Origin of the sequence: Marisediminicola senii (genome assembly GCF_011057645.1) — a bacterium.
GTDB classification, from domain to species: domain Bacteria; phylum Actinomycetota; class Actinomycetes; order Actinomycetales; family Microbacteriaceae; genus Marisediminicola; species Marisediminicola senii.
Genome location: NZ_JAALGE010000008.1, coordinates 1 through 25876, shown reverse-complemented (window position 1 = coordinate 25876; position 25876 = coordinate 1). Strand labels below are relative to the sequence as shown.

Genomic DNA, 25876 nt, shown 5'->3' with positions numbered 1-25876 from the left:
GAGCAGGACACGTGGCCGAGATCAAGATCGACGGACAGAAGAGGCTTGTGCTGGTCTCGGGCCGCGCATACCCGCAGCTCGCCAAGGACATCGCGGTGGAGCTCGGATCCGAGCTCGTGCACACCGACGCCCGCACCTTCGCGAACGGCGAGATCTACGCGCGCTACGACGAGAGCGTGCGCGGCTGCGACGCGTTCGTCATCCAGTCGCACACCTTTCCGATCAACGAATGGATCATGGAGCAGCTGATCATGGTCGATGCGCTCAAGCGCGCATCGGCCAAGCGCATCACCGTGGTCGCCCCGTTCTACCCGTACGCGCGGCAGGACAAGAAGGGCCGCGGACGCGAGCCGATCTCGGCCCGCCTCATCGCCGACCTGTTCCACGCCGCCGGCGCCGACCGCATCATGAGCGTCGACCTGCACGCCGCCCAGATCCAAGGCTTCTTCGACGGCCCCGTCGACCACCTCTTCGCGATGCCCGTGCTGCTCGAGCACTTCGCCGACCTCGACCCGTCCACCCTCACGGTGGTCTCGCCCGACATGGGCCGCGTGCGCGTCGCCGACATCTGGAGCGACAAGCTCGGCGCCCCGCTCGCCATCATCCACAAGCGCCGCGACCCCCGCGTGCACAACCAGGTCGAGGTGCGCGAGATCGTCGGCGAGGTCAAGGGCCGCACCTGCCTCATCGTCGACGACATGATCGACACCGGCCGCACCATCGCGAAGGCCGCCGAGGCGCTCAAGGCGCACGGCGCAACGCGCGTGATCGTCGCGGCGACGCACGCGGTGTTCTCGCCGCCCGCCATCGACCTGCTGCAGAGCGAGTTCATCGACTCGGTCGTCGTCACCGACACCCTGCCGATTCCGCCGGAGGAGCGCTTCGACACCCTCACCGTGCTGCCGATCGCCCCGCTCATCGCCCGCGCGATCAGCGCCGTGTTCAATGACGGATCCGTCACCTCGATGTTCGACGGAGCGGCGTAACCTTCTGAGGTGACCACAGCTCTGCCGTTCACTGACGAACTCCAGTCGGCCCTCCGCGCCGACCCCGCCCGCGCCGGCCGGCTGTCGGTGACGGGCGACGGCGACCTGCCGTCGGTGTACCGGGTGACCGACCTCGCCGTCGCGGTAGTCGGCGTCGCCGGGCTCGCGGTCGCGGAGCTCGCCGGGGTGCTGGGCGCGGGGTCGGGCAGCGCGGGGTCGGGTAGCGCAGTGGCGATGGATGCCGCGCCGCCCGCCACCACGGTCGACCGGGCGCTCGCCTCCTCCTGGTTCGGATCCGCCGTCACCCCGATCGACTGGCCGCAACCGAGCGTGTGGGATCCGCTCACCCGCAACTACCGGTCCCGCGACGGCCAGTGGATCCGCCTGCACGCCAACGTGGCACGCCACCAGACCGCGGCTCTCGGCGTGCTGGGCCTCGCCGAGAATCCCGACCACGTCGATGCCCGCCGTGCCGTCGCGAGGTGGGACGCCGAGGCCCTCGAGACCGCGATCGTGCAGGCCGGTGGATGCGCCGCCGTCATGCGAACGCGCGGGGAGTGGGCGCGGCATCCACAGGGCTCCGCTGTCGCGGCCGAGCCACTGCTGGGCTGGGCGACCGGCCAGCCGGGAACCGTCGGCGCCGCGTTCGCCGGCACCCGGCAGCGCCCCCTCGCCGGGCTGCGCGTGCTCGACCTCACGCGCGTGATCGCCGGTCCCGTCGCCACGCGGTTCCTCGCCGGGTACGGCGCCGACGTGCTGCGCATCGACCCGCCGGACTGGAACGAAGACGCCCTGCTCGCGAACATGATCCTCGGCAAGCGCGCCGCTCGCATCGATGCGACCACCCCCGACGGCGCCGCCCGGCTGCGCGACCTCGTCGCGGGGGCCGACGTGCTCGTGCACGGCTACCGCGACGGCGCCCTCGACGCGCTCGGGCTCGACGCCGCCGCCCGGCGGGAGCTGCGCCCCGGGCTCATCGACGTGTCGCTCACCGCCTACGGGTCCACCGGCCCGTGGTCGGGCAGGCGCGGGTTCGACAGCCTCGTGCAGATGAGCGACGGCATCGCCGCCCGCGGCATGGCGTGGGCGACCGCCGAGACGCCGACCCCGCTGCCGGTGCAGGCACTGGACCATGCGACCGGGTACCTGCTCGCCGCCGCTGCCGTGCGCGGCGTCATCCAATCGCTCACCGAGAACCGCGGCTCGGCGGTGCGCACCTCGCTCGCCAGGGTCGGCGAACTGCTCGTCGCCGGCGGAGAGCAGGCCGACGGCGGCGCCCTCATCGACCGGTGCGAGCCGACCGAGCCGCTCGAGACGCCGTGGGGCGGTGCACGGATGCTGCGGCCGCCGCTCGACATCGACGGCGCACCGATGGCATTCGACCGCGGCCCGCGTGCCCTCGGGGCCGACGACGCCACCTGGTAGCGCAGGTAACCCATCCCCACGCGTTCACCGCCAGGGTCTACGGTCGAGCCATGACGTCACACCCGCACGACGGCGGCACCCCCGTGACCGCCGACGCGACCGAGGCCCCGCGCGACGACGCGCCCGCGGCCGACGCGGAGCCGTCGCCCGCGCAGCAGCCGCACGCCGTTCCCGAGACCACCGGCGACGCCACCCGCACCGCCAGGGATGTCAATGCCGTGATGGACGAGATCGACAACGGGTTGGGAGAATAGGTCATGGGCAGGTTCATCTACGGCAACCCGGCGGTCGCGGTCGAGTTCGACGACCGCGTGCTCGCCCACCTCAAGGTCGTGATCCTCTCGAAGGTGCGCAGGGGCGAGAGCTTCTCGTTCTCGTGGGAGTACTCCGCGGCGAGTGGCAGCGGGCACAGCACCATCTGGGTGCACCCCACCATTCCACTGCAGTTCGACTTCGCGGGCAGCAAGGAGCCACGCCTCAACCGAGCATGGATCGAGAACCTCGTGCGCATGTCGAACACCCCGTCGGGGCTGCGCGTCGTCCCGGAACCACCGGAGACCGAAGTTCCTAAGAATTGATCGTGTCGGGCACCGACACCGGCAGCCGCGCGCCGCTGGGGATCGGTCCGAGCGACGCGACGAGCACGTCGCCGCCGAACAGGCCCGTCGTGTAGCACTGCCAGCCGACGCCGCCCGGACCGAACAGTTCGAAGCGTGCCGACGACCCGGTCGCGCCGGGTTCGAGTCTCTCGACCCACAGGGCGCAGGCGCGGGACGCCGTCGACGACCCGACGGTGACGATGGTCACGATGCCGGGGAGCACGAGGGCGACGATGCCGACGATCACGATGACGCGCATCATGATGAGCAGCCGGCGGCTGCGCAACGGTCGCCCGTCACCCGGCTCGTAGCCGGCGAGTTCTGGGTGGTCGTCGCTCATATCGGCTCATTCTTTCACGGGGCGCCGAGGCGTCAGGCGGGCGGGGGCTGCCGGGGGCCGCGAACGGGGGTGGGCCGGCGTGCAGCGGCAGCCGATACCTTTCCGTTACCATCGACGGAATGTCTGACTCGTCGCCTGCCGCCCGCCGCCGCGCGGAAGGGTCGGCGACGCCCGTAGCCCGTCACGGAAACCTGGGGCGCAAGCATCCACTCGCCTTCGTTCTGAAAATAGTCGCCGCGTCACTCGCCGTACTGCTCGTCAGCGGGCTGTCGGTCGTCGGCATAGCCGTGGCGCAGCTCGCCTCCGCGGTGCAGCCCGGGGTCGCCCTCGAGGGCGAAGACGACGAGAACGCACCGGAGATCGGCGCCATCGAGGGAGCCGTCAACCTGCTGCTCGTCGGCAGCGACAGCGGAGGCGGCAACGCCGCATACGGGGAGCGCGGCGAAGTGCTCAACGACGTCACGATGCTGCTGCACATCTCGGAGGACCACCAGCGCGCCACCGTGGTGAGCTTTCCCCGCGACCTCTACGTCGACATTCCGGCCTGCACCGGGCCCGACGGCACGCAGTACGAGCCGCAGTACGGCGCAAAGATCAACCAGGCGCTCAGCCAGGCCGGCCTGTCGTGCGTCGTGCAGACCGTGAACCAGCTCACCGGCATCGACATCCCCTACGCCGCGGTCATCGAGTTCGACGGCGTGATCGCGATGTCGAACGCCGTCGGGGGCGTGCCGGTGTGCGTCGCCACCGACATCGACGACCGGCAGATCTCATTCCAGCTCGAGGCAGGCGAGCACTCGCTGTCGGGGCGCGACGCGCTGCAGTTCCTCCGCTCGCGCTACGGCGTCGGCGATGGCAGCGACCTGACCCGCATCAGCAACCAGCAGCAGTTCCTCTCGTCGCTGGTGCGCACGCTGAAGAGCTCGGAGACGCTGTCGAACCCGGTCAAGCTCTACGGCATCGCCTCGGCCGCGCTTAACAACCTCGAGTTCTCGAACAGCCTCCGCAACGTCGACACCATGGTGTCGATCGCCGGTGCGCTGCGCGACATCCCGCTCGAGGAGGTCGTGTTCGCCAAGTACCCGACCGCCGACCAGGGCAACGGCCTGGTGCCGATCAGCGACGCGGCGGACGAGCTCATCGCCGCGATCCAGGCCGACCAGGCGATCGGTCTCACCGGCGGAACCGGCCGCGGCACCATCGACGTCACCGCACCGGGCGAGCCGACCGCCGACCCCGATGCTCCGGTCAACCCGACCCCGACGCCGTCGGGCGAGCCCGGGGCATCCGCGTCTGCCGCACCGGAGACCGACGACCGCGTCGAACTCTCCGAGGCGGTCGAGGGGCAGACCGCCGCGCAGGAGACCTGCACGGCCGGGCAGAGTTCGGGCGGATAGCGCGAGGAGATTGCCTCCGTAGCAGTGCCGGGCTCAACCGGCACTGGCGCAACGCCCGCACAATCGCGTCGCACAACCCGGCGATCTTCCGGGAGGCGGCGATCGGCGACTACCTGCTGAACGGAACGGAGCCGGAGAAGGACTTTCGGTAGGGACGATTCGGGCGGGCGCGCGAGGTGGTCTGGCGGCTCAGCGCGCCAGGAACTCCACGAGGGCATCCGACCGCAGCGGGCGCGCGTAGTGGAATCCCTGCGCGACGTCGCAGCCGAGCTCGGTGAGGCGCGCGAGCTGCGCGGCCGTCTCGACGCCCTCCGCGACGACGGTCGCCCCGTGCGCGTGCGCGACCTCGATGCAGCTGACGATGATTGCGGTGTCTTCGGGCGTCGCGTCGAGGCGGTCGACGAACGAGCGGTCGATCTTGACCTCGTCGATCTCGAATTCCTTCAGGTACGAGAAGCCGGCGTGCCCGGTGCCGAAGTCGTCGATCGAGACCCGCACCCCGATGGCCCGCAGCGCGGCCATCGTCTCGCGGGCGGAGGCGGTGTCGAGCACCAGTCCGGTCTCGGTGAGCTCGACGGTCAGGCGTGCGGGGTCGAGTGCGAATTCAGTGAGCATGGATGCCACGGCGCCCGCAAACCCGGAATCCCCGAGCTGCCGTGCCGACACGTTGACGGACACCTGCAGCGGCAGCGCACCCGCGCCCCACTCCACCGCCTCCGCGATCGCGGTGCGGCACACCCAGGTGCCGAGCTGCGCGATCAGTCCCGATTTCTCGGCGACCTCGATGAACCCGGCGGGCGACACCGGGCCGCGCTCGGGGTGGTCCCACCGCAGGAGCGCCTCGACCCCGTGCACCCGCCCGGTGCGCAGGTCGAGCTGCGGCTGGAACTCGAGCCGCAGCTGATCGCCCGCCAGCGCCGCGCGAATCTCGCCCAGCAGGCGGATCTCGCTCACCGCGGCCTGGTCGAGCGCCGTAGACGAGCGCTTCCAGCGGCCCCGCCCCGCGGCCTTCGCCTCGTACATGCCGGTCGACGCCGTGCGCGCGAGCTCCTCCGCCACCGCCGTCGCCGCGGTACGGTCGACCGGGTCGGCGAGGCGCTCCGACGCGATGCCGATGCTCGCCGACATCACGATCTCGACGTCGTCGACCATCATCGGCTCGGCGAGCAGGGCGAGGATCGCATCGGCGAAGCCCGTCGTGCTGCGGGATGCCACGACGAACATGTCCCCGCCGGTCCTCGCGACGACTGCCCCGTCGCCGTACCGCTCGCGCAGCCGGTCGGCGACCGTGCCCAGGATGAGGTCGCCTACCGGCCTGCCGAGGCTGTCATTGACGACCCGAAAGTGGTCGAGCCCGATCCAGTGCACGGTCACGTCGTCGGAGTGGCGCGCACCGGAGAGGTGGTCCACCAGCGCGGCGAGCAGCCCCTGCCGATTGAGCAGCCCGGTCATCGGGTCGTGGTTCTCGAGGTGCGCGAGCCCCTCCTGCGCCTCCTTGCGCCGGGAATCCGCGTGTTCTGCCCGGTGCACCGCCGAGATCAGCTGCGCCTCCTCGAAGGATCGCTCTCGCCGCTCCGCCAGCAGGTACAGGGTGGATGCCGCATCCATCGACCCTCCCGCGAGCTGAGTCGATCGACCGACCGTCGACGTGCCGATCCTGGATGCGCTGAGCAGCGCGGGTAACCGTGCGCGGTCGCGGCCGAGCAAGGTCACCGCGACGTCGGCGACCCGCCCGGCGAGGTCGAGCGATGGCGCGGTGTGGGTGGAGAACAGGATGCGGTCGCCGACCGCGAGTAGTCGAAGGAACGGCGTTCCGAGCAGTCGATCGCGGTCGAGGCCCGACCACGCGGCGAACGCGTCGTTGACGTCGATGATGCGGCCATCGGGGGCCGTGACGACGAACCCGATCGGCGCCGCCCGAAACAGCGCCTCGAAGTCCGGCCCGTCGCCGGCGCCGCCGGTCACGGCGTCGCGTCGATGTAGCGCAGCATCGCCTCGGCGGTCGCGACGGGTGCGCTCACCTGCGGCAGGTGCCCGGCGGCGTCGAGCACGATGAGTTCGCTGCCGGCCAGCCGCTCGTGCAGGTACCGCCCGACCGACACCGGGGCGAGCGGGTCGTTCGCGCACTGCACGACGAGGCTCGGCACCGTGACCTCACCGAGCCGTCCGCGCATGTCCGAGAGGAACGCCACCCTGGCGAAGGTGCGCATCACGCGCGGGTCGACGCGGCAGAAGCTCGTCTCGAGTTCCCCGGCGAGCTCCGCGGAATTGCCCGCGCCCATGATCATCGGCGCCATGGCCGCGGCCCAGGCGAGGTGGTTGTCGTCGAGCGAGGCGAGCAGCTCCTGCACGTCGTCGGACGAGAAACCGCCGGTGTAGCCGGCCGCGTCGTCGTCGATGTACGACGGGGACGGGGCGAGCAGCAGCATCCGGCTGAACAGTTCCGGGCGTTGCACCGCGGCGCTGATCGACATCATCGCGCCGACGCTGTGGCCGACGAGGGTGATGTCGCGCAGCCCGAGCGCGTCGCAGAGCTCGAGCAGGTCGGCGGCGTAGCGGTCGACGGTGGCGTACTCGACCGGGTCGTAGGCGTCCATCGCCGAGCCGCCCGACCCGACGTGGTCGAAGAGCACGACGCGAAACCGGTCGGTGAAGAACGGCAGGATGCGGCGGTACATGTGCTGGTCGCATCCGAATCCGTGCACGAGCACCATGACGGGGCCGTCGTCGGGGCCGAGGATCGAGACGTTGTTGCGCGCCAGCACGCTCCGCGCGTGCGCACTCGGCGCGGCTGCACTGACCGCGCTCTCGGCCGCGCTCGCGGTCATGCTCTCGGGCGAGCGTTCCCCGTGCAGAATCGTCATGCTGTTCCCCCTGCTGGTTCGCGACCCCCGCGATTGACCCAGGCTTGCCAATAGTTGCACGGGTCGGCGCGGCTGAACGGGGGCTTGCAGTCAATTGCCGGGGGTGAGCAGCCCCGATTCATAGGCGATGATCACCAGTTGCGCCCGGTCGTGCGCGTGCAGCTTGGTCATGATGCGGTTCACGTGGGTCTTCGCGGTGTGCGGGGAGATCACCAGGTCGTCGGCGATCTCCTGGTTGGAGCGGCCGCGGGCAACGAGCAACAGCACCTCGCGCTCGCGGTCGGTGAGGTGCTGCAGGGCGGGTTCCGTCGTCGGGTCGGCGTCGGGGGCGCTCTTCAGGAACCGGTCGATGAGCGCGCGGGTCGCGATGGGCGACAGCAGTGCGTCGCCCGCGTGCACGGCGCGCACGGCCTGCACGATCTCCTCGGGTTCCGCGCCCTTGCCCACGAACCCACTCGCCCCGGCGCGCAGTGCGGCGACCAGGTATTCGTCTTCTTCGAACGTGGTGAGGATGAGCACGCGCGACTCGGCGAGCGCCGGGTCACCGCAGATGCGCTCGGTCGCGCCGATGCCGTCGAGCTCGGGCATGCGGATGTCCATCACGATCACGTCGGGACGCAGCTGCGCGGCTAGGGCGACCGCCATGCGCCCGTTCGTCGCATCGCCCACCACGTCGATGCCGGGCTGCCCGGCGAGGATGTCGGTGACCGCCTGGCGGATCAGCGCCTGGTCGTCGACCACGAGAACGCGGATCATCGTGCGCCCTCCCGCAGCGGCATCCGTGCCACGACCTTCCAGCCGGCGGCCGCGGGCCCGGTCTCGACGGTGCCGCCCGCCGCGGTCACCCGCTCACGCAGCCCGATCAGGCCGAGACCCGAGCGCGTCGTGTCGTCGGTGGTGCCCGTGACACTTCCCGCCCCCATGGTCGGGTTCGTCACCGTCAGCGCGAGCGTGGCGTCGTCGACCTCGGCGAGCACGTGCGCGCGGTGCTCGACCCCGTGCTTGTGTGCGTTGGTGAGGGCCTCCTGCAGCACGCGGTAGCCGACCCGCGATGGCGTTCCCGTCACGCGCGACAGGTCGCCGTCGATGCGGGTGTGCACGTCGAGGCCGGTACTCGCGAACTGGGCCACGAGCTCGTCGAGACGGTCGAGTCCGGGCTGGGGCTGTGCCGCGGCATCCACGTCGTCGTCCGCCCTCAGCACCCCGAGCAGGTCGCCGATCTCGCCGAGCACGCTGCGGGCGGCACCGCGAATGGTCGCGAGGGCCTCCTTCGCCCTCTCCGGGCGGCTGTCGATGGTGGATGACGCGACCCCGGCGTTCAGGCTGATCACCGCGATCTGGTGCGCGACCGCATCGTGCAGGTCCCGCGCGATGCGCAGGCGTTCCTCGGTGACGCGGCGGCGGGCTTCGTCTTCCCTGGTGCGTTCCGCGCGCTCGGCGCGCTCGGTGATCGCGGCGATGTAGTCGCGGCGGGAGCGTCCGCCGTCACCCGCGGCCGCGGCGAGCGCCACGAACAGGCCGAACTGCACCACCCGGGGCTCGAACACGTCGCCGAGCGACGCCGGCAGGCTAAGCACGATCACCGCGGCGACGGCGACACCCGTGGCGATGAGGCCGATGCGGCGGGGGAGCCGGTTGGTGACGTTGAACACCGCGGCGGCCACCGCGATGCCGATGCCGGGGGAGAGGGTGCCGAGCAACGCTGCGACGCCGAACAGGCCGAGCAGCACCGCGAGCACGGGCAGGGGCCAGCGGCGGCGCCACGGGAGGATCAGCAGCGGCGACAGCACGATCGCGGTCTCCAGCGGGCCGCTCGGGTTGAGGCCGGCCACCGGCGCCGGCGCGAACGTCACGCCGAGGATCAGCACGCTGAGCACGACGTCGTTCACCCAGTTCGGAACCCGCGGGTGCGGGTCGACGGGCACGGCGGTCGTCGCGGCAGACGTCGCGGGCGCCGCGGTCGTCGCGTCGCTCGCGGAATGCGGCGCGTCGGAGTGCACGCTGCCGTTCCGGTCGGGATTGCTCACGTTCCCAGTGTGCAGGAGGCGCGAGGCCGACGGGTCGCCCCGGCGCAGCATCCACCCATACCGCGATCGCGGTATACGAGTGACCGCCGGTGGGGGACGTGCGGCGGGCGGGCCGCGGGCACGCTGGACACCGTCAGAACACCACTACCAAGGAGCCCCATTGAGTACCCCGATCATCTCGGTCCGCGACGTGCACAAGTCGTACGGCCGGGGACAGAACCGCTTCGACGCGCTGCGCGGAGTGAGCTTCGACATCAGCGAGGGGGAGAGCATCGCGATCGTCGGCAAGAGCGGATCCGGCAAGTCGACCCTCATGCACATCCTCGCGCTGCTCGACGTGCCGGGCTCCGGCACGGTCGCCCTCGAGGGCAACGACACCGCACAACTGCGCGGGTCGCGCCTCAACAGAACCCGCAACAAGACGTTCGGGTTCGTCTTCCAGCAGTTCTTCCTCACCGGCAGCAACACGGTGCTCGAGAACGTCGTGCTGCCGATGAAGATCGCCGGTATCGGCGGTGCCGAACGCAGGCGCCGCGGGATGGCCGCCCTCGAACAGCTGGAGCTCGCCGACAAGGCGAAGAACAAGGCCGCGAACCTCTCCGGTGGGCAGAAGCAGCGCACCGTGATCGCCCGTGCGCTGGTCAACAACCCGCGCATCATCTTCGCCGACGAGCCCACCGGAAACCTCGACACCGCCACCGGCGCGGTCGTGGAGGACATCCTGTTCGGGCTCAACCGCGAGCACGGCATCACCCTCATCGTCGTCACCCACGACGAGGACCTCGCTGCGCGCTGCGACCGGCGCATCCTCATCCGCGACGGTCGCATCGTCGAGGATTCCCGTGCGGAGGTCGCAGCATGAGAACCACCGCCCTGATCGGCTCGGCCGTCTCGAACACCTTCCGGTCGAAGACCCGCACCATCCTGACCATCCTCGCGATCTTCGTCGGCGCGTTCACGCTCACCCTCACCAGCGGGCTCGGCACCGGAATCAACGCCTACCTCGCCGACACCGTCAGTGGGGTCGGCGCCTCCGACGCGATGACCGTCACGAAGCCGAGCGAGGATGCCGCCACCCTTCCCGGGGCCGGCAGCGACGAACCGGCCGAGTACGACGCGAACGCCGTCGACACCGGTATCCCCGGGCAGTCGGTCACCGCGATGACATCGGACGATATCGACACCGTCGAGGGCGTCGACGGGGTGCTGCGGGTCGACGCGCAGCGCACCATCACCCCGGACTACGTGCAGTTCGATGACGGAACGCCGTACACGGCGACTGTCGGCAGCCTGGTGCCCGGCCAAACCACGGTGCTCGCGGCGGGCGCGGAACCCGACGCCGACGCCTCCGAGCTGCAGGTCGCCATTCCGGTGGCCTACGTCGAACCGCTCGGCTTCTCGAGCGACGACGATGCCGTGGGGCAGACCGTCACCCTCGCGATCACCGACGCCGAGCGCACCCAGCACACCGTCGAGGCGACCGTGGTGGGCGTGACCGAGGAGGCCCTGGCGAGCCCGACCGGCCAGAGCATCCTCACCAACGAGGCCCTCGGCGATGCGCTGTTCGACCTGCAGAGCACCGGACTCACCGCGGAACAGGCCGACCGCTACACCTCGGCGACGGTCTGGTTCGACCCGGCCGCGACCGACGACGAGATCCAGGTGCTGAAAGACAACCTGGCCGATGAGGGCTTCACCGGCACGACGATCGCCGACCAGCTCGGCATCGTCACGACGGTGATCGACGGCATCGTGCTCGTGCTCAACGCGTTCGCGATCATCGCGCTGCTCGCGGCGTCGTTCGGCATCGTCAACACCCTCTACATGTCGGTGCAAGAGCGCACCCGCGAGATCGGCCTGATGAAGGCGATGGGCATGGGCTCCGGCCGGGTGTTCACCCTGTTCAGCCTCGAGGCGGCGTTCCTCGGACTGCTCGGCAGCGCGATCGGCGTCGGCATCGCGATGGTCGCAGGTTCCGGCATCAGCGCCGCGGCCGCCGACACCCTGCTCGCCGATCTGCCGGGCCTCACGCTGATCGCGTTCGACCCGGTCTCGGTCGCGGCGATCATCCTGCTGGTGACGGGCATCGCGTTCCTCGCCGGCACGTTCCCCGCGGTTCGCGCGGCGCGGGCCGACCCGGTGGAGTCGCTGCGGTACGAGTAGTGAGTGGTGCCGGGCGGTTCGCGTCCGGTGCTGGGGGAGGGTCGGCCCGTGATGGGTCGGCCCTCTTGCGCGTGCGGGACGCTCACCGTGCGGGCGCTCAGTGTGCGACGGTGCCGTGGCCGACGTCGTCCCCGTCGTCAAAACCGGGGAACGGCAGGCGCCACAGGTAGATGAACGCGCCGAGGTACGGCACCGCGGCGGCCGCCATCGGGAACATGCCCCACGCGAAGGTGTAGCCCGCTGCAACGAACGCGATGCCGAGCAGCGCCGTCATCAGTGCATATCCCGCGAGCAATACCGCCGAGACGATCGTGATGCGCGGGGTCGCGTTCAGGCCCAGCTGCAGGTCGCGCAGCCGATCGGGCTTTCGCAGCTGCCGCGGATACACCACGAGAACCATCACCAGCGAGCCCACGAACAGCGCGACCCCCAGCCACGGAAACACCGCTTCGAGCACGTCGAGTGCCGCCGCAGACCCGCCCACTACAGCTGCTTCGCGTACCAGCGGTCGGCGTACGACACGTCGTTGTGCGGCGCCGTCTGCACGAAACCGAGCCGCTCGTACAGCGCGCACGCGGCGGCGAACCTGCTGTGGGTATCGAGACGCAGGGTGTGGATGCCGCGCTCCCGACACAGCTCCTCCACGCGGGCGATCAGCTGCCGACTGACGCCCCGCCCGCGTGCCCCCGGACGCGTGAACACCTTCGTCAGCTCGGCCACATCGCCGAGGAATCGGACCCCGACGCACGCCACCGGGTAGCCGCCAGCCCCGTCCTCCACCGCGGTCAGGAACGCCCCCGTCTCACCCTGCAGGTCGAGGTACGGCTCACTCGCGAGCGCACCATCGACGTCCTCCGGTGGCACCGGCCGGCCGCGGTGCAGCGTCATGACGTCGGTCATGTAGGTGCGCACGATCTCGTCGGAGGAGGGTGTTCCGGGCTGCGTCAGGTCGATGACCAGCTGGTTCACCGAACGAATCCGGCCTGCACACGGCCGCCCGCGGCATCCAATTCGGCTTGCACCCGCTCGGCGAAACCGGCGAAATCGAGCTGCAGCAGCGGCCGGGCGAGGGCGTTGGCGCGGTCGCTGTTCCATTCGCGCAGCTCGCGAACGAGGTGCTTGCCCTGCCCGAGCCAGCGGTGGCGCGAGAGCAGCATGAGCTCGGCGGTGCGTTCGAAGAGGGATGCCGCGATCACGCGTTGCTCGAGGGTGTCCTGTGCGTCGACCAGGTCGTCGAGCAGGTCGGTGATCACGTAGCGGCGGCGGGCGAGCTCGTGCGGTGACGGGTCGGGGCCGGCGTCGAGCACGGGCTTCCAGCGTGCGCGCAGCAGCGCGAGTTCGAGGTCGCCGCGAATCGGGGTGCCTTCGACCAGCATCCGCACGATCGTCGGACGAAACGTCATGCCGGGATTCGCCCAGCGCTCGAAACCCTCGCGCGTATAGGCGAACACCTCGACCGGCTGCCCCTCGAAATCGAAGGTCGCCGCGAGCGCGTCGCGGTCGTCGTCGAACAGGTCGTCACCGCCGACCGCGAGGATGTCGATGTCGCTGGTGCGCGTGCGGGTTCCCCTGGCCGCACTGCCGGCGACGACGGCGGCCTCCGCGTTGGGGAATGTTGCGGCCATGAAGCGGCCCGCCGCGGCAATGGGATCCATCGTTCCAGCCTAGGAGACAGGCTGCGTCGCGGCGTGCCTCCGGTCCCGCTCGAGGTGCCGCTCGCGCGCGCACAGGAACAGCGGAAAGCCGAACGCCATCGCCACGAACGGCACCACCACGATGTACACCCAGACGCGGCGCATGCCCAGCCGCGCCGCCTCCGCGATCATGAACACGACCGCCGCGATCGCCACCACGCCCAGGTCGACGCCGAGCGATCCGACCGAGGGCCCGCTGCCGAACCATTCGCCGAGAAAGTCGCGCTGTTCGACGATGGCGATGACGTTGAACGTCCAGGTGCCGACGAGTCCCGCGATCGCGAGCACGAGGTAGACGATCGCGGCGGGGGTCCAGCCGCCCCGCATCCACCTCATCGCTGCACCTCGGCGTCGGTGCGCGATTCGTCCACGGAAACGTCGAGTGGATGCCGCCAGCCCACCGCCAGCACGACCCCCGCCGCCACCGCAGCCCCGAGGCCGACAGCCCACCCCGCGGCGAGGAACACGCCCGCGGGCTGCACGATCGACTGCCCCGCGAGCGCTTGCGCGGTCACCACCGCCAGCGTCGCGGTGTACGCGGCGACGGCCACCACGACGAGGCGCGTGCGGGTGCGGTCGTCGGCCAGCACCTTCGCGCGCCGCCCGAGCACGTCGAGGGCGATCGCGAGCAGCGGGATCACCTGCAGCGCGTGCATGCCGACGAAGTGCGGGATACGCAGGTCGCCCGCGACGGTGCTCCAGCCGAGGAGGGGGAGGCCGGGTCCGCCGTCGCTCGCGCCGACGGTGTGTGCGCCGGCGATGCCCTGGAAGTCGTTGAGCTGGTCGGCGGTCGGCCCCGTCATGAGGAACGCGAGCCCCATGCCGGCGAGCGCGAGGAGGGCGCCGGCGCGCACGGAGATGGTGAGGGAGCGGGTGGGCAGGCGCAGCCACAGCACGGCCACGGTCGTGACGAAGGTCGCGACGTAGAGCACGGTGATCGAGGTCGCCATGATGCTCCACAGCGCGGTCGAGAATGCGGTCGAGACGTTGAAGTGGCTGGTGGTTCCGGCGGCGGCGATGCCCACGATGAGGACCTGCTCGATTGCGAGGGCGACGGCGATCACGGTTCCGGCGCGGTGCGTGAGGCGCTGGAACCGGGGGAGGTGCGCGATCAGCCACGCCCAGGTGACGCCGTAGATGAGGCCGGAGATCGAGAACTTGAGCGGCTTGATCCAGGTGTCGACGCCGAGCACCTGCCGGGAGTCGACCGCGATGCCGACGAGGCACACGACGGTGCTGACCGCCATCAGCGCGGCGAGCAGCATGAGGGGTCGATGCCAGTCATAGGCGCGCATCAAAGGGGAGCGGGCGGGGGAAGCATCCACTGGTCTTGTCATGATCCGGGTGGTGCTGGTGCTGGTGCGCGTGCGCGGGTTTGTGCTCGCGCTGGTGCGCGGTTTCGTGCTCATCAGAGATTCCTCTCAGCGGTCAGGGTGGCCTGGGCGATGCGCCGCAGGCCGAGGGAGAGCGTGTCGCCGAGCACGGTGCCGACCACCATGAGCTCGGTGAGGTCGGCCTCGTCGTCGGTTCCGGGGGCTCCCGGGGTGACGGCGTCGAGGTCGGCCTTGGCTACGACGGCGGCTGCCTCGGCGTAGCGGTCGAGGTAGTCGTCGGCGAGTGGATGCCCCGCCTTCGCGAACCCGTCGATGGTCTGTGCGACGATCCGCACGCCCACGTTGTCGCCGCACGGCGGCCAGCCGACGCGTTCGACCAGGGCGTCGACGCGCGCGATGCTCTCGGGCGAGGGCTCGCTCACGGTCGAGACGGCGTCGCGCGAGAGCGCGTTCTGCGCGACGGCGAACGTCTCGCCGATCGTGGTGGTCTGGTCGTCGAGCGCCGCGAGCACGGCGGCGACCGAGCTGACGGAGAGCTTTCCGACCTCGAGCATCGCGCGGATCAGGCGCAGCCGGTGCACGTGCGACTCGTCGTAGCTCGTACGATTGCCGCGCTCGCGTGCCCCCGCGGGGAGGAGCCCCTCGCGCACGTAGTACTTGACGGTGGCGGGAGGGGTGTCGGAGAGTTCCGCGAGTTCGGCGATCAGCATGAACTGATAGTAGCGCTATCGATAGTGGTGCTACCAGTGGGAGTTTCAGTGTTTGAAAGTGGATGCTGCCGCCCGCCGGGCTGGCACCAGCCTGGCCACGCACCCGGCGATCCCGGCGCGGCGCTCGGCGACTGCGAGGATGAACGCGTGCTCTCCGCCCTGACCCTCCCCGTCGACCTCGCCATGCGCTCCGGCCACATCACCCTGCGTCGCGCCGACGAGTCCGACCTGCCCGCGCTCATGCGCCTACTCTCGGACGATCCGATCAGCGCCTCCCGCGGCGACCTGGCCAGCGACGCGGATGCGGCGGCCTACCGCGCGGCGCTCCTCAACGTGACTGCCGACCCGGCGAACGAGTTGCTCATCGCGGTGGATGCGGCGCAGCATCCACTTGCCACCATGCAGTTGACGCGCATCCCGGGAATGGCCCGTCGCGGGGCGACCCGGCTGACCGTCGAGGCCGTCCGCGTCAGCAGCGACCAGCGGTCGGCGGGTATCGGAACCGCGATGATGCGCTGGGTCACCGACGTCGCGGCGCCCGCGCTGGATGTGTCGCTGGTGCAGCTGACCTCCGACGAGGCGCGCACCGACGCGCACCGGTTCTACGACCGGCTCGGGTTCGTGGGGTCGCACCGCGGGTTCAAGTACCCGGTGGGGTAGAGGTCGCGCCCCCGTGATCAGAAAATGCTTGCCCCCGTCCACTAAACCGGTATAGAGTCCCGGCTAAACCGGTTAAGGACACTGAGGGTTCGACCGTGACTCGAGGGGGAGGGCAGCCGTGGTGGGAGAACGACCGACCATCGCCGACGTTGCCCGCGAGGCGGGCGTAAGCAAGGGACTCGTCTCGTTCGCCCTGAACGACCGGCCCGGAGTCTCGGCTGAGACGAAGACTCGCATTCTCGCGGTCGCGAAGGACCTCGGCTTCAGCCCGAGTCTTCGAGCCCGGTCGCTGAGTTCAGACCGGGCGTTCGCGTTGGGGCTGGTCATCGCCCGTGACCCCGAGATCATCTCTGGCGACCCGTTCTTCCCCGCTTTCATCGCCGGTGTCGAAAGCGCACTTGCGCCGGTCGGCCAGGCGCTCGTGCTGAGCATGGTCGGTGATGAGGCGTCGGAGATCACGACCTACCGCCAACTCGCGTCGCACGCCCGCGTCGACGGCGTCATCCTGAGCGACCTCCGCCGCGCCGACCCACGCATTGCCCTCGTGCAGTCGCTGGGACTCAAGGCGGTCACCCTCGGGCATCCTGACATTCCGTCGGCGTTGCCCGCGGTCTCGCTCGACGACGGACCCGGCATCCAGTCCGCCGTCGCTCACCTCGTCGAGCTCGGGCACCGTCGCATTGCGCACGTGAGCGGTCCGTCCCGGATGCTGCATGGGTCGCGCCGCAGTGCGTCATTCGCCCAGGCACTCGCCGGCCTCGACCTGCAGCCAGGTCCCATTGTCGAAACGGACTACAGCGCGGCTGACGGTGCCCGCGCCACACGCGACCTTCTTGCACTCGCCGACCGGCCGACGGCCATCGTCTATGCCAACGACCCGATGGCAATCGCCGGCCTCGGCATCGCCCAGCGCGCCGGCTTCACGGTGCCAGGTGACCTGTCGATCACGGGGTTCGATGGCAGCGAAGTCGGCCAGTACATCCATCCCGCTCTTACTACCGTCACGACCGAGGCGCAGGCCTGGGGACGCCAGGCAGCCGAGGCCCTGCTCCGCGTCATCGCCGGCGAGACCGTCGACGACATCGAACTCACCCCCGCGACGCTCGTAATTAGAGAATCCAGCGCTCGCCCGGGTACCGCAACCATCCGATCGGCCATGTAGCCGCTCGCGAGGAAGAACGGCAACGACGCCGTTCGCAACGAAGGGAAGAGAACCGTGTCACAGAAAACGGGAGGCACTCGAGCGGTCGTGTCCACGGCCGTGTTCGCCGTCGGAATACTGGCCCTCAGCGCCTGCAGTGGCGGAGGAGGCGGAGGAGATTCCGCCGACGGCCGAGGCGACATCACCATCTGGTACTCCAACAACGAATCAGAGGTCGCATGGGGCAAGCAGATGGTCGAAGCGTGGAATGCCGACAACCCCGATGAGCAGATCAGCGGCCAGGAGATCCCGGCCGGAACGAGCAGCGAGGAAGTCATCGGTGCCGCAATCACCGCGGGCAATGCCCCGTGCCTGATCTACAACACAGCTCCTGCCGCCGTCGGCCAGTTCGAGAAGCAGGGCGGACTCGTCGACCTGTCGAGCATGGATGACGGTGCGGACTACATCGAAGAGCGCAGCGGCGACCTCGCCGAGCAATACCAGAACACCGAAGGCGCGTACTTCCAGATGCCCTGGAAATCGAACCCCGTTGTCATCTTCTACAACAAGGACATGTTCACCGCGGCAGGCCTCGACGCCGAGAACCCGGCCCTGTCGACGTACGACGACTTCCTCGCCACTTCGCGAACCCTGGTCGAGTCGGGTGTTGCGCCAAACGCGATCCTGCCGGCACCCACCAGCGAGTTCTTCCAGACCCAGTTCGATTTCTACCCGCTCTACGCCGCAGCGACGGGCGGCACCCAGATCGTCGAGGATGGCGAAGCCACATTCGCTGATGAGGCCGGATACGAGGTCGCTGAGTTCTGGGCGACTATGTACGAAGAGGGACTGTCCGGCAGGGAGCAGGCCCAGGGCGACGCGTTCGCCGATGAAGACGCCGCCATGGCCATCGTCGGCCCGTGGGCGGTCTCGGTATACGACAGCGTGAACTGGGGTTCGGTTCCCGTACCCACCAGCGAGGGCATCAGCGCCGAGGAGACCTGGACGTTCAGCGACGCCAAGAACGTCGGCCTGTACTCCGCGTGTGACAACCAGGCGACTGCATGGGACGTACTCAAGTTCTCCACCAGCGAGGAGCAGGACGGCCAGCTGGTCGAGCTGACCGGCCAGATGCCGCTCCGCGAGAACCTGCAGGAGACGTACGCAGACTACTTCGAAGCGAACCCGGCGTACACCGCATTCGGAGACCAGGCATCTCGCACGGTCGAAGTGCCGCCCGGGCCGAACACCGTACAGATGCTGCAGGCGTTCCGCGACGCGTGGTCGGAGTCGGTGATCTTCGGTGAGGGAGACGTGCGCGAATCCCTCGACGCGGTCGCCACCGAGGTCACCGAGATCGCGCAGCAGCCGTAGGCGACGCCATGACTGCCATCGCGACACCGCCGGGGACCCCAGGGTCCCCGGCCCCCGAAACCGGCGGCAAGCGCAGTAGGCGCGACAGCAGGGGTGCTCCCGGCGGTACCAACCGCCGGGGGCGGCCCCTCGGCCGCAACCCCATCGGCCTGCTATTCAGCGCGCCGTACCTCGTGTTCGTCGGGCTCATCTTCGCGTACCCTCTCGGATACTCGGTGTGGATCTCCTTCCACGACTTCTTCTTCACTGCTCCCGGAGCCGAGGTCGACCGACCATTCGTCGGCCTCGACAATTTCGCTACCGCCCTCGGCGACTCCGCCGTGCGCCAGTCGTTCGTCAACGTCGGCGTGTTCCTCATCATCAACGTGCCACTGACCGTCGTGCTGTCGATGGTGCTCGCGACCGCGCTCAACAAGGTGGTGCGGTTTCGCACGTTCCTGCGGGTGAGTTTCTACCTGCCATACGTCGCGGCGAGCGTCGCCATCGTCGCGGTGTGGATCTTCCTGTTCAACGGCAGCGGCCTGGTCAACCAGGTCCTCGGGCCCCTGGCCCCCGATCCGTCCTGGCTCATCAGCAGCGTCTGGGCAATGCCGACGATCGCGCTTTTCGTGACCTGGAAGGGCCTCGGGTTCTACATCCTGCTCTACCTCGCGGCACTCCAGGCGGTACCGAAGGAACTGTACGAGTCGGCATCGACCGACGGAGCGGGTGCCATACGCACCTTCTTCTCAGTCACGGTTCCCGGCGTTCGACCCGCGACGGTGTTGGTGCTGTTGCTCGCCACCGTTACCGGGGCGAATCTCTTCACGGAGCCGTACCTGCTCACCGGCGGGGGCGGCCCGAACGGGGCATCCGCGTCACCGGTGCTGATCATGTATCAAAAGGGCTTGCAGCAGGGGCAACCCGATGTCGCCGCCGCAATCGGCGTCATCCTGGTTGTGCTGGTGCTCATCATCGCCTACCTGCAGAACCGATTCGCGGGGGAGAGGGACTGATGACCGACCGCACGATGTCAAAATTCCAGGTCAGGTTGCGCGGCACGGTGCTCGCCATCGGCGCCCTCGTCTTCCTGTTCCCGTTCTACTACATGGTCATCGGCTCGCTGCAAACCGAACCGGACCCGACCGTCGCGGGGGCATTTCCCAACCCGGGCAACCTCACCGGTGAGAACTACGTCGCCATCAACGAGCGGATCAACCTGTTCCAGGGCTTGGTCAACTCCGGCATCTTCACTGGTGGCGTACTCATCGGCACCATGGTCTTCGGACTACTCGTGGGCTACGCGCTCGCCCAGCTGCAGTGGCGGGGACGCGGAGCGACGTTCGCGCTCGCCCTGCTCGTTCAGGTGGTGCCGTTCCAGTTGCTGATCATTCCGCTGTACGTGCTGATCGCACGCGACTACGGCCTGTCGGACAACTACCTCGGCATGATCCTGCCGTTCTTCATCAATTCGGCCGCCGTCATCATCTTCCGGCAGTACTTCCTGCAGCTCCCCAAGGAGCTCTTCGAAGCGGCCAGGATCGACGGTGCGGGAGAACTGGCCCTGCTGTGGCGGATCGCGCTGCCGCTCGTGCGCCCGGCGATCATCACCGTGGTGCTCCTGACGTTCATCGGTCCGTGGAACGAGTTCCTCTGGCCGTTCCTGATTACGAAGGATGCCGCGTTGCAACCTCTCGCGGTATCGCTCGCGAACTACATCTCGAATGTCGCGGCCTCGGCGGCCAACCCGTTCGGCGCGACGCTTGCGGGTGCCGTCGTGCTGGCCGGCCCTGTAGTACTTCTCTTCATCTTCTTCCAGCGCTACTTCATTTCCAACGACATCGGCTCAGGAGTCAAAGGATGACCACACACAACCAAACCCAGTTTCCCTATGCCCTCACCAGGGCGGGCGTCATCATGACTCCCGAACCGGGCAACCCCCTCGAGGCAGAAGGGGTGCTCAACCCCGCTACCGGGCACGCGCCAGACGGCACTTTGTACCTGCTGCCCCGCATGGTGGCGACCGGCAACGTCAGCCGGGTCGGTCTTGCGAGGGTCATCCTCGAGGACGGCGTTCCGGTCGGCGTCGAACGAGAGGGCATTGTGCTCGAACCCGACCGCGGGTGGGAGCGGGGCGCCACGAATTCTGGGGTCGAGGACCCGAGGGTCACGTTCATCCCCGCGCTGTCACTCCATGTGATGACCTACGTGGCGTTCGGGCCGCTCGGTCCTCGTACGGCGGTCGCGACATCCACTGACCTGCGCGAATGGACGAGACTCGGGCCCGCGCTGTTCGCCTACGACGATGCACTCGACATGGATCTCAACCTGTTCCACAACAAGGACACGGTCTTCTTTCCCGAGCCCGTCACCGCACCCGACGGGGTGACCAGCCTCGCTGTCTTGCACCGACCGATGTGGGACATTGGCGAAGTACGCCCCGGCGAGGGCATCCGCGTACCTGCCGGCGTCGACGACACCAGGCAGAGCATCTGGATCAGCTACGTGCCTCTCGACGAGGTGCTCGCCGACATCCGCTCCATCGTCAACTGGCGGGGGCACCGCTTTCTCGCCGGCCCGGAGACCGCCTGGGAGGAGCTCAAGATAGGCGGTGGGCCACCGCCCGTACGCATCGACGAGGGCTGGCTCGTGATCTATCACGGGGTCACCGGAGTCATCGAGGGAGCCTTCGGGCAGCAGCAGAAGGTCAACTATGCAGCCGGCGCGATGATTCTCGACGCCGATGACCCCACCATCGTGCTCGCGAGAACGAGCGAACCCCTGCTCGCGCCGGAGACCGACGACGAGCGCAGCGGCATCGTGCCGAATGTCGTATTCCCCACCGCCATCGAAAGCATCGATGGGCAGCAGTGGGTGTTCTACGGGATGGCCGATTCGAAGATCGGAGTAGCGCGACTCGACCGGGTCAATTCGTGACCCGGCTCCTCCCATAACGCACGACCACGCAAGGAGAAGTTCAATGGAGAACAGAAAACGGTGGATGGCCCTCGCCGCCGCCACGAGCATGGTGGCGGGCATCGCCCTCGCCATCCCGGCCGGAGCGGCGGCGGTCACCACGACGCCAGCGGGCTCGATCGCCCGCGGCGCCGCACTCGGTCACCCCGGCCCGAGTGCTCCCGCTGACCCTGGCACCCCCGCGCCCGCCGCGCTCACCAACGTGGCGCACCTCGACTTCCTGCTCGACACCGCGACGCCGGGTGAGGTCGATGGCCACACCACCTACCGCCTCGACACCGAGCCCGACATCACCATGCCGTGGACCTACGCCGACGCCCGGGACGGCGGTACCTTCGAGCGGGTCGGCGGCGGCCCGCTTGACCCGGCAACCGGGTACTGGGGCCAAGGCGCCTATAACTCCGACGACATCACCCGCACCGCCGTCGTCTACCTCCGGCACTGGGAGCTGACCGGTTCCGATGAGAGCCGCGAGAAGGCCTACGAGCTGTTGCGCAGCGTCGCCTACTTCCAGACCACGACGGGCCCGAACGCAGGCAACGTCGTGCTGTGGATGCAACCCGACGGCACGTTCAACCCGAGCCCGGAGCCCGTCGAGCTGCCCGATCCCTCGGACAGCGGCGAAAGCTACTGGCTCGCCCGCACCATCTGGGCGCTCGGCGAGGGGTATGCCGCGTTCGCCGCCGAGGATCCGGAGTTCGCCGCGTTCCTGCAGGAGCGACTCCAGCTCAGTGTCGGCGCGCTCGAGCGGCAGACGCTCGACGCCTACGGGCAGTACGAGATCGCCGACGGCGTGCGTGTCCCCGCCTGGCTGATCGTCGATGGGGCGGATGCGTCGGCCGAAGCCGTGCTCGGACTCGCCGCGTATTCGGAGGCGGCGCCCGACGACGCGGCCGCCCGGTCTGCACTCTCGAAACTCGCCGAGGGGATCGCGAAGATGGCGGCAGGCGACGTGCAGACCTGGCCGTACGGCGCGGTTCTTCCGTGGGGCCAGTCGCGGTCGATGTGGCACGCCTGGGCGTCGCAGATGCCAGCGGCGCTCGCCGAGGCATCCATCGTTCTGGGCGACGAGAAGCTGCTGCAGCCCGCCATCGCCGACTCGGTTCAGTTCACGCCGACATTGCTGACCGCGGGTGGCCCGGACAACGGCTGGTTCCCGACTCCGGTCGACACCGTGCAGATCGCCTACGGCGCGGACTCGCGACTGCAGTCGTTGCTCGCGGTCGCCGACGCCACCGACCGTGACGGCATACGCCAACTCGCCGGCATCATGGGTGCCTGGTACTTCGGCATGAACAAGGCCGCCGAGCCCGTCTACGACCCGGCGACCGGTGTCACCTACGACGGGGTGCAGGCCGACGGGACGATCAACCGCAACAGCGGCGCGGAGAGCACTATCCACGGGCTGCTGTCGATGATCGCGCTCGATGCGAATCCAGACGTCTCAGCTGCAGCCCAGGGCGCGATCGAGGTCGTCGACCGCTCCGGCCTGACCGTCGTGCAGGCCGAGGGGGCGACATCGACCACGGGTGAGGTCGTGACGCCGGAATCGGCGTGGACCGGTGAATCGCAGGTTGGCGGCGGGGCATACCTCCGGATGGAACGCGGAGAGTCGGCCACGATCGAGGTGGGCGTCGCTGACGGCCCTCGTCACGTCGAACCAGTGACGCTGCAACCGTATCCAGGAACGGTGTCATCGCAGTGGCGTGGCGACAGGCGACCGCTCGGACTCCTCCGGCACGGCGTCGGCGAGCAGGGCATCACGGCGGCGCCCGGTGCGATCCTGCCGCAGACCCTCGCCACGGCGTTGCAGGGTTCACGCAGTTCGGTGCAGGTGACGGCGGCCCGCGGAACAGTCGACCTCGACGCCGTGATGCTGCGCCCATTCGTGTCGCGGTTGAGTCTTGCAGGCAATTCCGCAGCAACCCAGCTCGTGCACTCGACATCGCCGCAAGCGCAGCGCACGAGGGTCGGCGAACGCGGCACGCGCGCGGTACTCCGCAGCTACGACTCGAGTGGCGTGCTGGTCGAGGAGCGCGACATCCGCGGCGAGACGTCCGTGCAGCTGCTTGGGGGAGGGTTCGTGGTGGTGACACGCTGATCGTGATGGGGTGCCGGGCCCGGGGTGTCGTCTAGTCGGCGCCCCGGGCTCACGCCGCCCTCGCGCTCAGGTCACAGTCACGCTCGCCGCATTCCGAGCCGCGAGCAGCGCGAACGCCTCCCGCAACTCCGGCGGGCCGACCACCTCGACCTCGGCATCGAATCGACCGATGGATGCCGCGAGCGCCACCCACGACCACGACCCCGTTTCGAGCCTGCACCGACCCGAGCCGATGTCTTCCGCGACACCGTCGCCCACGAACGGCAGCACCTCGTTCGCCGGCCGGTGCACGATCACCGTTCCGGTGCACGGCCACCGGTTGCCCCCATCGGAACCCCTGAAGCGCCCCGACACGTAGTCGACGACGTCGCCGCCCGGCACCTCCCGCGGCGCGAAGCGCGGGCCGGTCGGTGACCGCGGGGCGATGCGGTCAGCGCGAAAGATCCGCCAGTCGTCGCGGTCGAGGTCCCACCCGACGAGGTACCACCTGCCTCGAGAGGTCACGAGGTGATGCGGCTCGACCCGTCTCGGCGGCGTCGTCGGTTCGGAATCGGACCCCGCGTAGTCGAACCGCAGCACGCTCCGGGCGCGCACCGCAGCCCACACCGCGACCAGCACCTCCGGCGCGACCGGTTCGGGTGGCGCCTCGCCGGGCCCCCGCCCGATAGCGGTGAACTCGATCGCGTCGAGCCGGTGCCGCAGACGCGACGGCATCACCTGCCGCACCGTGGTCAGGGCGCGCAGGGCCGCTTCCTCGATTCCGGCGTTGAACGCCGTGGCTGCCTGCAGCGCGACCGCCAACGCGATCACCTGGTCGTCGTCGAAGAGCAGGGGTGGCAGCTCGGTTCCGGCATCGAGGCGGTAGCCGCCATCCGGCCCCATCGATGAATGGATGCTGTAGCCCATCTCCCTCAGCCGGTCGACGTCACGACGGACCGTGCGATGACTGATGCCGAGTTTCTCCGCCAGCACCGGGCCCGGCCAGTCCCGCCGCAGCTGCAGCAGCGAGAGCAGTTCGAGCAGGCGGGCGGTGGTCGTGGGCACGAGTTCGATGCTATGCCGAGTGCAGGACCGAACCTGTCCTAGACGGGTGGAAGTGTCAGTGATGTCGGGAATGGCCCCGGCGTCATCTCACAAGGAGCAGTCATGACCATCACAACCACTACCCACCTCAACTTCCACGGCGACGCCCGGGCTGCGCTCGAGTTCTACCAGTCCGTGTTCGGCGGCGACCTCACGATCGCGACCTACGGGGACTTCGGCATGCCTGCCGAAGCGCCCGGTGCCGCGAACGTCGTGTTCGGGCAGGTCGTCTCCGACGCGGGCTTCCGCGTGATGGCGTACGACATTCCGGGGGAGGGAGACCGCGCCGCCGAGGGCGCGGGTTCCGCTGAGAGCGCCGGTTCCGCCAAGAGCGACGCCGGGAGCGCCGACCCTGGCACCCGGCCAGCCGCCGCATCCACCCACCGCGCCAACGGGGTCACCATCACCGACCAGCCGTTCTTCGTCTCGGTGCGCGGCGAGACCCTTGCCGAGGTCGAGGGCTACTGGAGCGCGCTCGCATCCGGCGCGACCATCGTCGAACCCCTCGCCGCGTCGGCGTGGAGCCCGGGTTTCGGAATGCTGACCGACCGTTTCGGCATCACCTGGATCCTCGACGCCGCCGCCTGACCCCGCCCCCACACACCTTTCATCATTCAGGAACGGCGCCCGCAGAAGTTGCATCATTCAGGAACAGCTTCTGCGGGAATTGCACTATTCAGGAAATTGGATGCTGCAGCACCCGTTTCGCCTCCGAAATCGCCCGTCACCGCGGCATCCACCCCCTCACGCCGCCGTCTCGCGCGGCGCGTTCCTGAATGGTGAAAGCGACCCCGCGTCACCGTCACTGCCCCTGTCGCTGCCACTGCCCCCGCCACTGACCCCCGTCTCTGTCACTGCCCCTGCAGCGGCGTCACCGTCACGTCCATCGATCCGAATGGGAACGGCGGGAGCAGCGGGGGCCCCGCCAAAGAGCCCCCCCTCGGCCCGGGCGCCCGCCCGAGAGCGGGGGGCGCGACCCCGAGCGCCCCCCCCACCCCCACGCCCACGCCGCGCCCCGCCCCC

Annotated in this window: 27 protein-coding genes; 15 read left to right on the top strand and 12 right to left on the bottom strand. The window is 69.4% G+C overall.

Annotated elements, in window-relative coordinates; translation table 11 throughout:
- The first annotated feature begins 11 nt into the window (after positions 1-11).
- From G5S38_RS05105 to G5S38_RS05090, 4 genes are read left to right on the top strand one after another with little or no spacing between them, the layout of a single operon-like run.
- Positions 12-986, top strand: coding sequence for a ribose-phosphate diphosphokinase (locus G5S38_RS05105; RefSeq protein ID WP_165065298.1), 975 nt, complete (start codon positions 12-14; stop codon positions 984-986).
- A 9-nt stretch (positions 987-995) separates the two neighbouring features.
- Positions 996-2411 (top strand): CoA transferase, encoded by a 1416-nt coding sequence (locus G5S38_RS05100; RefSeq protein ID WP_201276586.1) that lies wholly within the window; start codon positions 996-998, stop codon positions 2409-2411.
- Between the two features lie 50 nt (positions 2412-2461).
- Positions 2462-2665, top strand: coding sequence for a hypothetical protein (locus tag G5S38_RS05095; RefSeq protein WP_165065295.1), 204 nt, complete (start codon positions 2462-2464; stop codon positions 2663-2665).
- A gap of 3 nt (positions 2666-2668) precedes the next feature.
- Positions 2669-2989 carry a DUF7882 family protein gene (locus G5S38_RS05090; RefSeq protein ID WP_165065292.1) on the top strand — a complete coding sequence of 107 codons (321 nt, stop codon included), beginning with the start codon at positions 2669-2671 and terminating at the stop codon, positions 2987-2989.
- Here the strand turns inward: G5S38_RS05090 and G5S38_RS05085 are convergent.
- A complete protein-coding gene (locus tag G5S38_RS05085) occupies positions 2979-3350 on the bottom strand; it encodes a hypothetical protein (protein ID WP_165065289.1) in 372 nt (123 codons plus the stop codon). The two genes, G5S38_RS05090 and G5S38_RS05085, sit on opposite strands and share 11 nt — an antisense overlap.
- A gap of 119 nt (positions 3351-3469) precedes the next feature.
- Here G5S38_RS05085 and G5S38_RS05080 point away from each other — a divergent pair, with 119 nt between their 5' ends.
- The gene (locus G5S38_RS05080; protein ID WP_165065286.1) at positions 3470-4747 is read left to right on the top strand and encodes an LCP family protein; all 1278 of its coding nucleotides are present in this window, start codon (positions 3470-3472) and stop codon (positions 4745-4747) included.
- Between the two features lie 189 nt (positions 4748-4936).
- Here the strand turns inward: G5S38_RS05080 and G5S38_RS05075 are convergent, their stop codons facing one another.
- The 4 genes from G5S38_RS05075 to G5S38_RS05060 all read right to left on the bottom strand — a co-directional run bounded on the left by G5S38_RS05075 (position 4937) and on the right by G5S38_RS05060 (position 9638).
- On the bottom strand, positions 4937-6712 hold the full coding sequence (locus G5S38_RS05075; RefSeq protein ID WP_165065283.1) for a sensor domain-containing protein: 1776 nt from the start codon (positions 6710-6712) through the stop codon (positions 4937-4939).
- Positions 6709-7611: an alpha/beta fold hydrolase gene (locus G5S38_RS05070; protein ID WP_235928909.1), complete on the bottom strand. Its 903-nt coding sequence runs from the start codon at positions 7609-7611 to the stop codon at positions 6709-6711. The genes G5S38_RS05075 and G5S38_RS05070 overlap by 4 nt, the downstream gene beginning before the upstream one ends.
- Before the next feature lie 90 nt (positions 7612-7701).
- Positions 7702-8367: a response regulator transcription factor gene (locus tag G5S38_RS05065; RefSeq protein WP_165065280.1), complete on the bottom strand. Its 666-nt coding sequence runs from the start codon at positions 8365-8367 to the stop codon at positions 7702-7704.
- Entirely contained in the window at positions 8364-9638 is a 1275-nt protein-coding gene (locus G5S38_RS05060) for a histidine kinase (RefSeq protein ID WP_165065277.1), read from the bottom strand. The genes G5S38_RS05065 and G5S38_RS05060 overlap by 4 nt, the downstream gene beginning before the upstream one ends.
- A 160-nt stretch (positions 9639-9798) precedes the next feature.
- Between G5S38_RS05060 and G5S38_RS15640 the strand changes: the two genes are divergently transcribed.
- Both G5S38_RS15640 and G5S38_RS05050 read left to right on the top strand, forming a co-directional pair.
- Positions 9799-10500, top strand: coding sequence for an ABC transporter ATP-binding protein (locus tag G5S38_RS15640; protein WP_165065274.1), 702 nt, complete (start codon positions 9799-9801; stop codon positions 10498-10500).
- Complete coding sequence (locus tag G5S38_RS05050; protein ID WP_165065271.1) at positions 10497-11801, top strand: ABC transporter permease; 1305 nt, start codon at positions 10497-10499, stop codon at positions 11799-11801. The genes G5S38_RS15640 and G5S38_RS05050 overlap by 4 nt, the downstream gene beginning before the upstream one ends.
- Before the next feature lie 97 nt (positions 11802-11898).
- Here the strand turns inward: G5S38_RS05050 and G5S38_RS05045 are convergent, their stop codons facing one another.
- The 6 genes from G5S38_RS05045 to G5S38_RS05020 are packed head-to-tail and all read right to left on the bottom strand — an operon-like array spanning position 11899 to position 15539.
- Positions 11899-12285, bottom strand: coding sequence for a hypothetical protein (locus tag G5S38_RS05045; RefSeq protein WP_165065268.1), 387 nt, complete (start codon positions 12283-12285; stop codon positions 11899-11901).
- Complete coding sequence (locus G5S38_RS05040; RefSeq protein WP_165065265.1) at positions 12285-12770, bottom strand: GNAT family N-acetyltransferase; 486 nt, start codon at positions 12768-12770, stop codon at positions 12285-12287. The genes G5S38_RS05045 and G5S38_RS05040 overlap by 1 nt, the downstream gene beginning before the upstream one ends.
- Entirely contained in the window at positions 12767-13456 is a 690-nt protein-coding gene (locus G5S38_RS05035; protein ID WP_165065262.1) for a nucleotidyltransferase domain-containing protein, read from the bottom strand. Before G5S38_RS05035 ends, G5S38_RS05040 begins: the two co-directional genes overlap by 4 nt.
- Before the next feature lie 9 nt (positions 13457-13465).
- Entirely contained in the window at positions 13466-13831 is a 366-nt protein-coding gene (locus tag G5S38_RS05030; RefSeq protein ID WP_328796237.1) for a DUF2834 domain-containing protein, read from the bottom strand.
- The gene (locus tag G5S38_RS05025) at positions 13828-14904 is read right to left on the bottom strand and encodes a hypothetical protein (protein ID WP_235928908.1); all 1077 of its coding nucleotides are present in this window, start codon (positions 14902-14904) and stop codon (positions 13828-13830) included. Before G5S38_RS05025 ends, G5S38_RS05030 begins: the two co-directional genes overlap by 4 nt.
- Positions 14904-15539, bottom strand: coding sequence for a MerR family transcriptional regulator (locus G5S38_RS05020; RefSeq protein ID WP_165065259.1), 636 nt, complete (start codon positions 15537-15539; stop codon positions 14904-14906). The genes G5S38_RS05025 and G5S38_RS05020 overlap by 1 nt, the downstream gene beginning before the upstream one ends.
- A 147-nt stretch (positions 15540-15686) precedes the next feature.
- On the opposite strand from G5S38_RS05020, the gene G5S38_RS05015 reads away from it, so the two are divergent.
- The 7 genes from G5S38_RS05015 to G5S38_RS04985 all read left to right on the top strand — a co-directional run bounded on the left by G5S38_RS05015 (position 15687) and on the right by G5S38_RS04985 (position 23770).
- A complete protein-coding gene (locus tag G5S38_RS05015; RefSeq protein WP_165065256.1) occupies positions 15687-16199 on the top strand; it encodes a GNAT family N-acetyltransferase in 513 nt (170 codons plus the stop codon).
- 118 nt (positions 16200-16317) lie between these two features.
- Complete coding sequence (locus G5S38_RS05010; RefSeq protein WP_165065253.1) at positions 16318-17361, top strand: LacI family DNA-binding transcriptional regulator; 1044 nt, start codon at positions 16318-16320, stop codon at positions 17359-17361.
- Between the two features lie 54 nt (positions 17362-17415).
- Entirely contained in the window at positions 17416-18714 is a 1299-nt protein-coding gene (locus G5S38_RS05005; RefSeq protein WP_165065250.1) for an extracellular solute-binding protein, read from the top strand.
- Between the two features lie 8 nt (positions 18715-18722).
- On the top strand, positions 18723-19709 hold the full coding sequence (locus G5S38_RS05000) for a carbohydrate ABC transporter permease (RefSeq protein ID WP_165065247.1): 987 nt from the start codon (positions 18723-18725) through the stop codon (positions 19707-19709).
- A complete protein-coding gene (locus G5S38_RS04995; RefSeq protein ID WP_235928907.1) occupies positions 19709-20557 on the top strand; it encodes a carbohydrate ABC transporter permease in 849 nt (282 codons plus the stop codon). The genes G5S38_RS05000 and G5S38_RS04995 overlap by 1 nt, the downstream gene beginning before the upstream one ends.
- Positions 20554-21630, top strand: a complete 1077-nt coding sequence (locus tag G5S38_RS04990) for a glycoside hydrolase family 130 protein (protein ID WP_165065244.1) — start codon at positions 20554-20556, stop codon at positions 21628-21630. Before G5S38_RS04995 ends, G5S38_RS04990 begins: the two co-directional genes overlap by 4 nt.
- Before the next feature lie 43 nt (positions 21631-21673).
- Positions 21674-23770 carry a hypothetical protein gene (locus G5S38_RS04985; RefSeq protein WP_201276584.1) on the top strand — a complete coding sequence of 699 codons (2097 nt, stop codon included), beginning with the start codon at positions 21674-21676 and terminating at the stop codon, positions 23768-23770.
- Between the two features lie 66 nt (positions 23771-23836).
- Here G5S38_RS04985 and G5S38_RS04980 read toward each other — a convergent pair whose 3' ends face one another.
- A complete protein-coding gene (locus G5S38_RS04980; RefSeq protein WP_165065241.1) occupies positions 23837-24814 on the bottom strand; it encodes a helix-turn-helix transcriptional regulator in 978 nt (325 codons plus the stop codon).
- 102 nt (positions 24815-24916) lie between these two features.
- Here G5S38_RS04980 and G5S38_RS04975 point away from each other — a divergent pair, with 102 nt between their 5' ends.
- Entirely contained in the window at positions 24917-25441 is a 525-nt protein-coding gene (locus G5S38_RS04975) for a VOC family protein (RefSeq protein WP_165065238.1), read from the top strand.
- The last annotated feature ends 435 nt before the right edge of the window (positions 25442-25876 follow it).

Coding starts and splice junctions, on each gene's coding strand:
- G5S38_RS05095 (WP_165065295.1), top strand. CDS start 2,462: ATGACGTCACACCCGCACGACGGCGGCACCCCCGTGACCGCCGACGCG.
- G5S38_RS05090 (WP_165065292.1), top strand. CDS start 2,669: ATGGGCAGGTTCATCTACGGCAACCCGGCGGTCGCGGTCGAGTTCGAC.
- G5S38_RS05085 (WP_165065289.1), bottom strand. CDS start 3,350: ATGAGCGACGACCACCCAGAACTCGCCGGCTACGAGCCGGGTGACGGG.
- G5S38_RS05080 (WP_165065286.1), top strand. CDS start 3,470: ATGTCTGACTCGTCGCCTGCCGCCCGCCGCCGCGCGGAAGGGTCGGCG.
- G5S38_RS05070 (WP_235928909.1), bottom strand. CDS start 7,611: ATGACGATTCTGCACGGGGAACGCTCGCCCGAGAGCATGACCGCGAGC.
- G5S38_RS05065 (WP_165065280.1), bottom strand. CDS start 8,367: ATGATCCGCGTTCTCGTGGTCGACGACCAGGCGCTGATCCGCCAGGCG.
- G5S38_RS05050 (WP_165065271.1), top strand. CDS start 10,497: ATGAGAACCACCGCCCTGATCGGCTCGGCCGTCTCGAACACCTTCCGG.
- G5S38_RS05035 (WP_165065262.1), bottom strand. CDS start 13,456: ATGGATCCCATTGCCGCGGCGGGCCGCTTCATGGCCGCAACATTCCCC.
- G5S38_RS05030 (WP_328796237.1), bottom strand. CDS start 13,831: ATGAGGTGGATGCGGGGCGGCTGGACCCCCGCCGCGATCGTCTACCTC.
- G5S38_RS05025 (WP_235928908.1), bottom strand. CDS start 14,904: ATGAGCACGAAACCGCGCACCAGCGCGAGCACAAACCCGCGCACGCGC.
- G5S38_RS05020 (WP_165065259.1), bottom strand. CDS start 15,539: ATGCTGATCGCCGAACTCGCGGAACTCTCCGACACCCCTCCCGCCACC.
- G5S38_RS05000 (WP_165065247.1), top strand. CDS start 18,723: ATGACTGCCATCGCGACACCGCCGGGGACCCCAGGGTCCCCGGCCCCC.
- G5S38_RS04995 (WP_235928907.1), top strand. CDS start 19,709: ATGACCGACCGCACGATGTCAAAATTCCAGGTCAGGTTGCGCGGCACG.
- G5S38_RS04990 (WP_165065244.1), top strand. CDS start 20,554: ATGACCACACACAACCAAACCCAGTTTCCCTATGCCCTCACCAGGGCG.
- G5S38_RS04985 (WP_201276584.1), top strand. CDS start 21,674: ATGGAGAACAGAAAACGGTGGATGGCCCTCGCCGCCGCCACGAGCATG.
- G5S38_RS04975 (WP_165065238.1), top strand. CDS start 24,917: ATGACCATCACAACCACTACCCACCTCAACTTCCACGGCGACGCCCGG.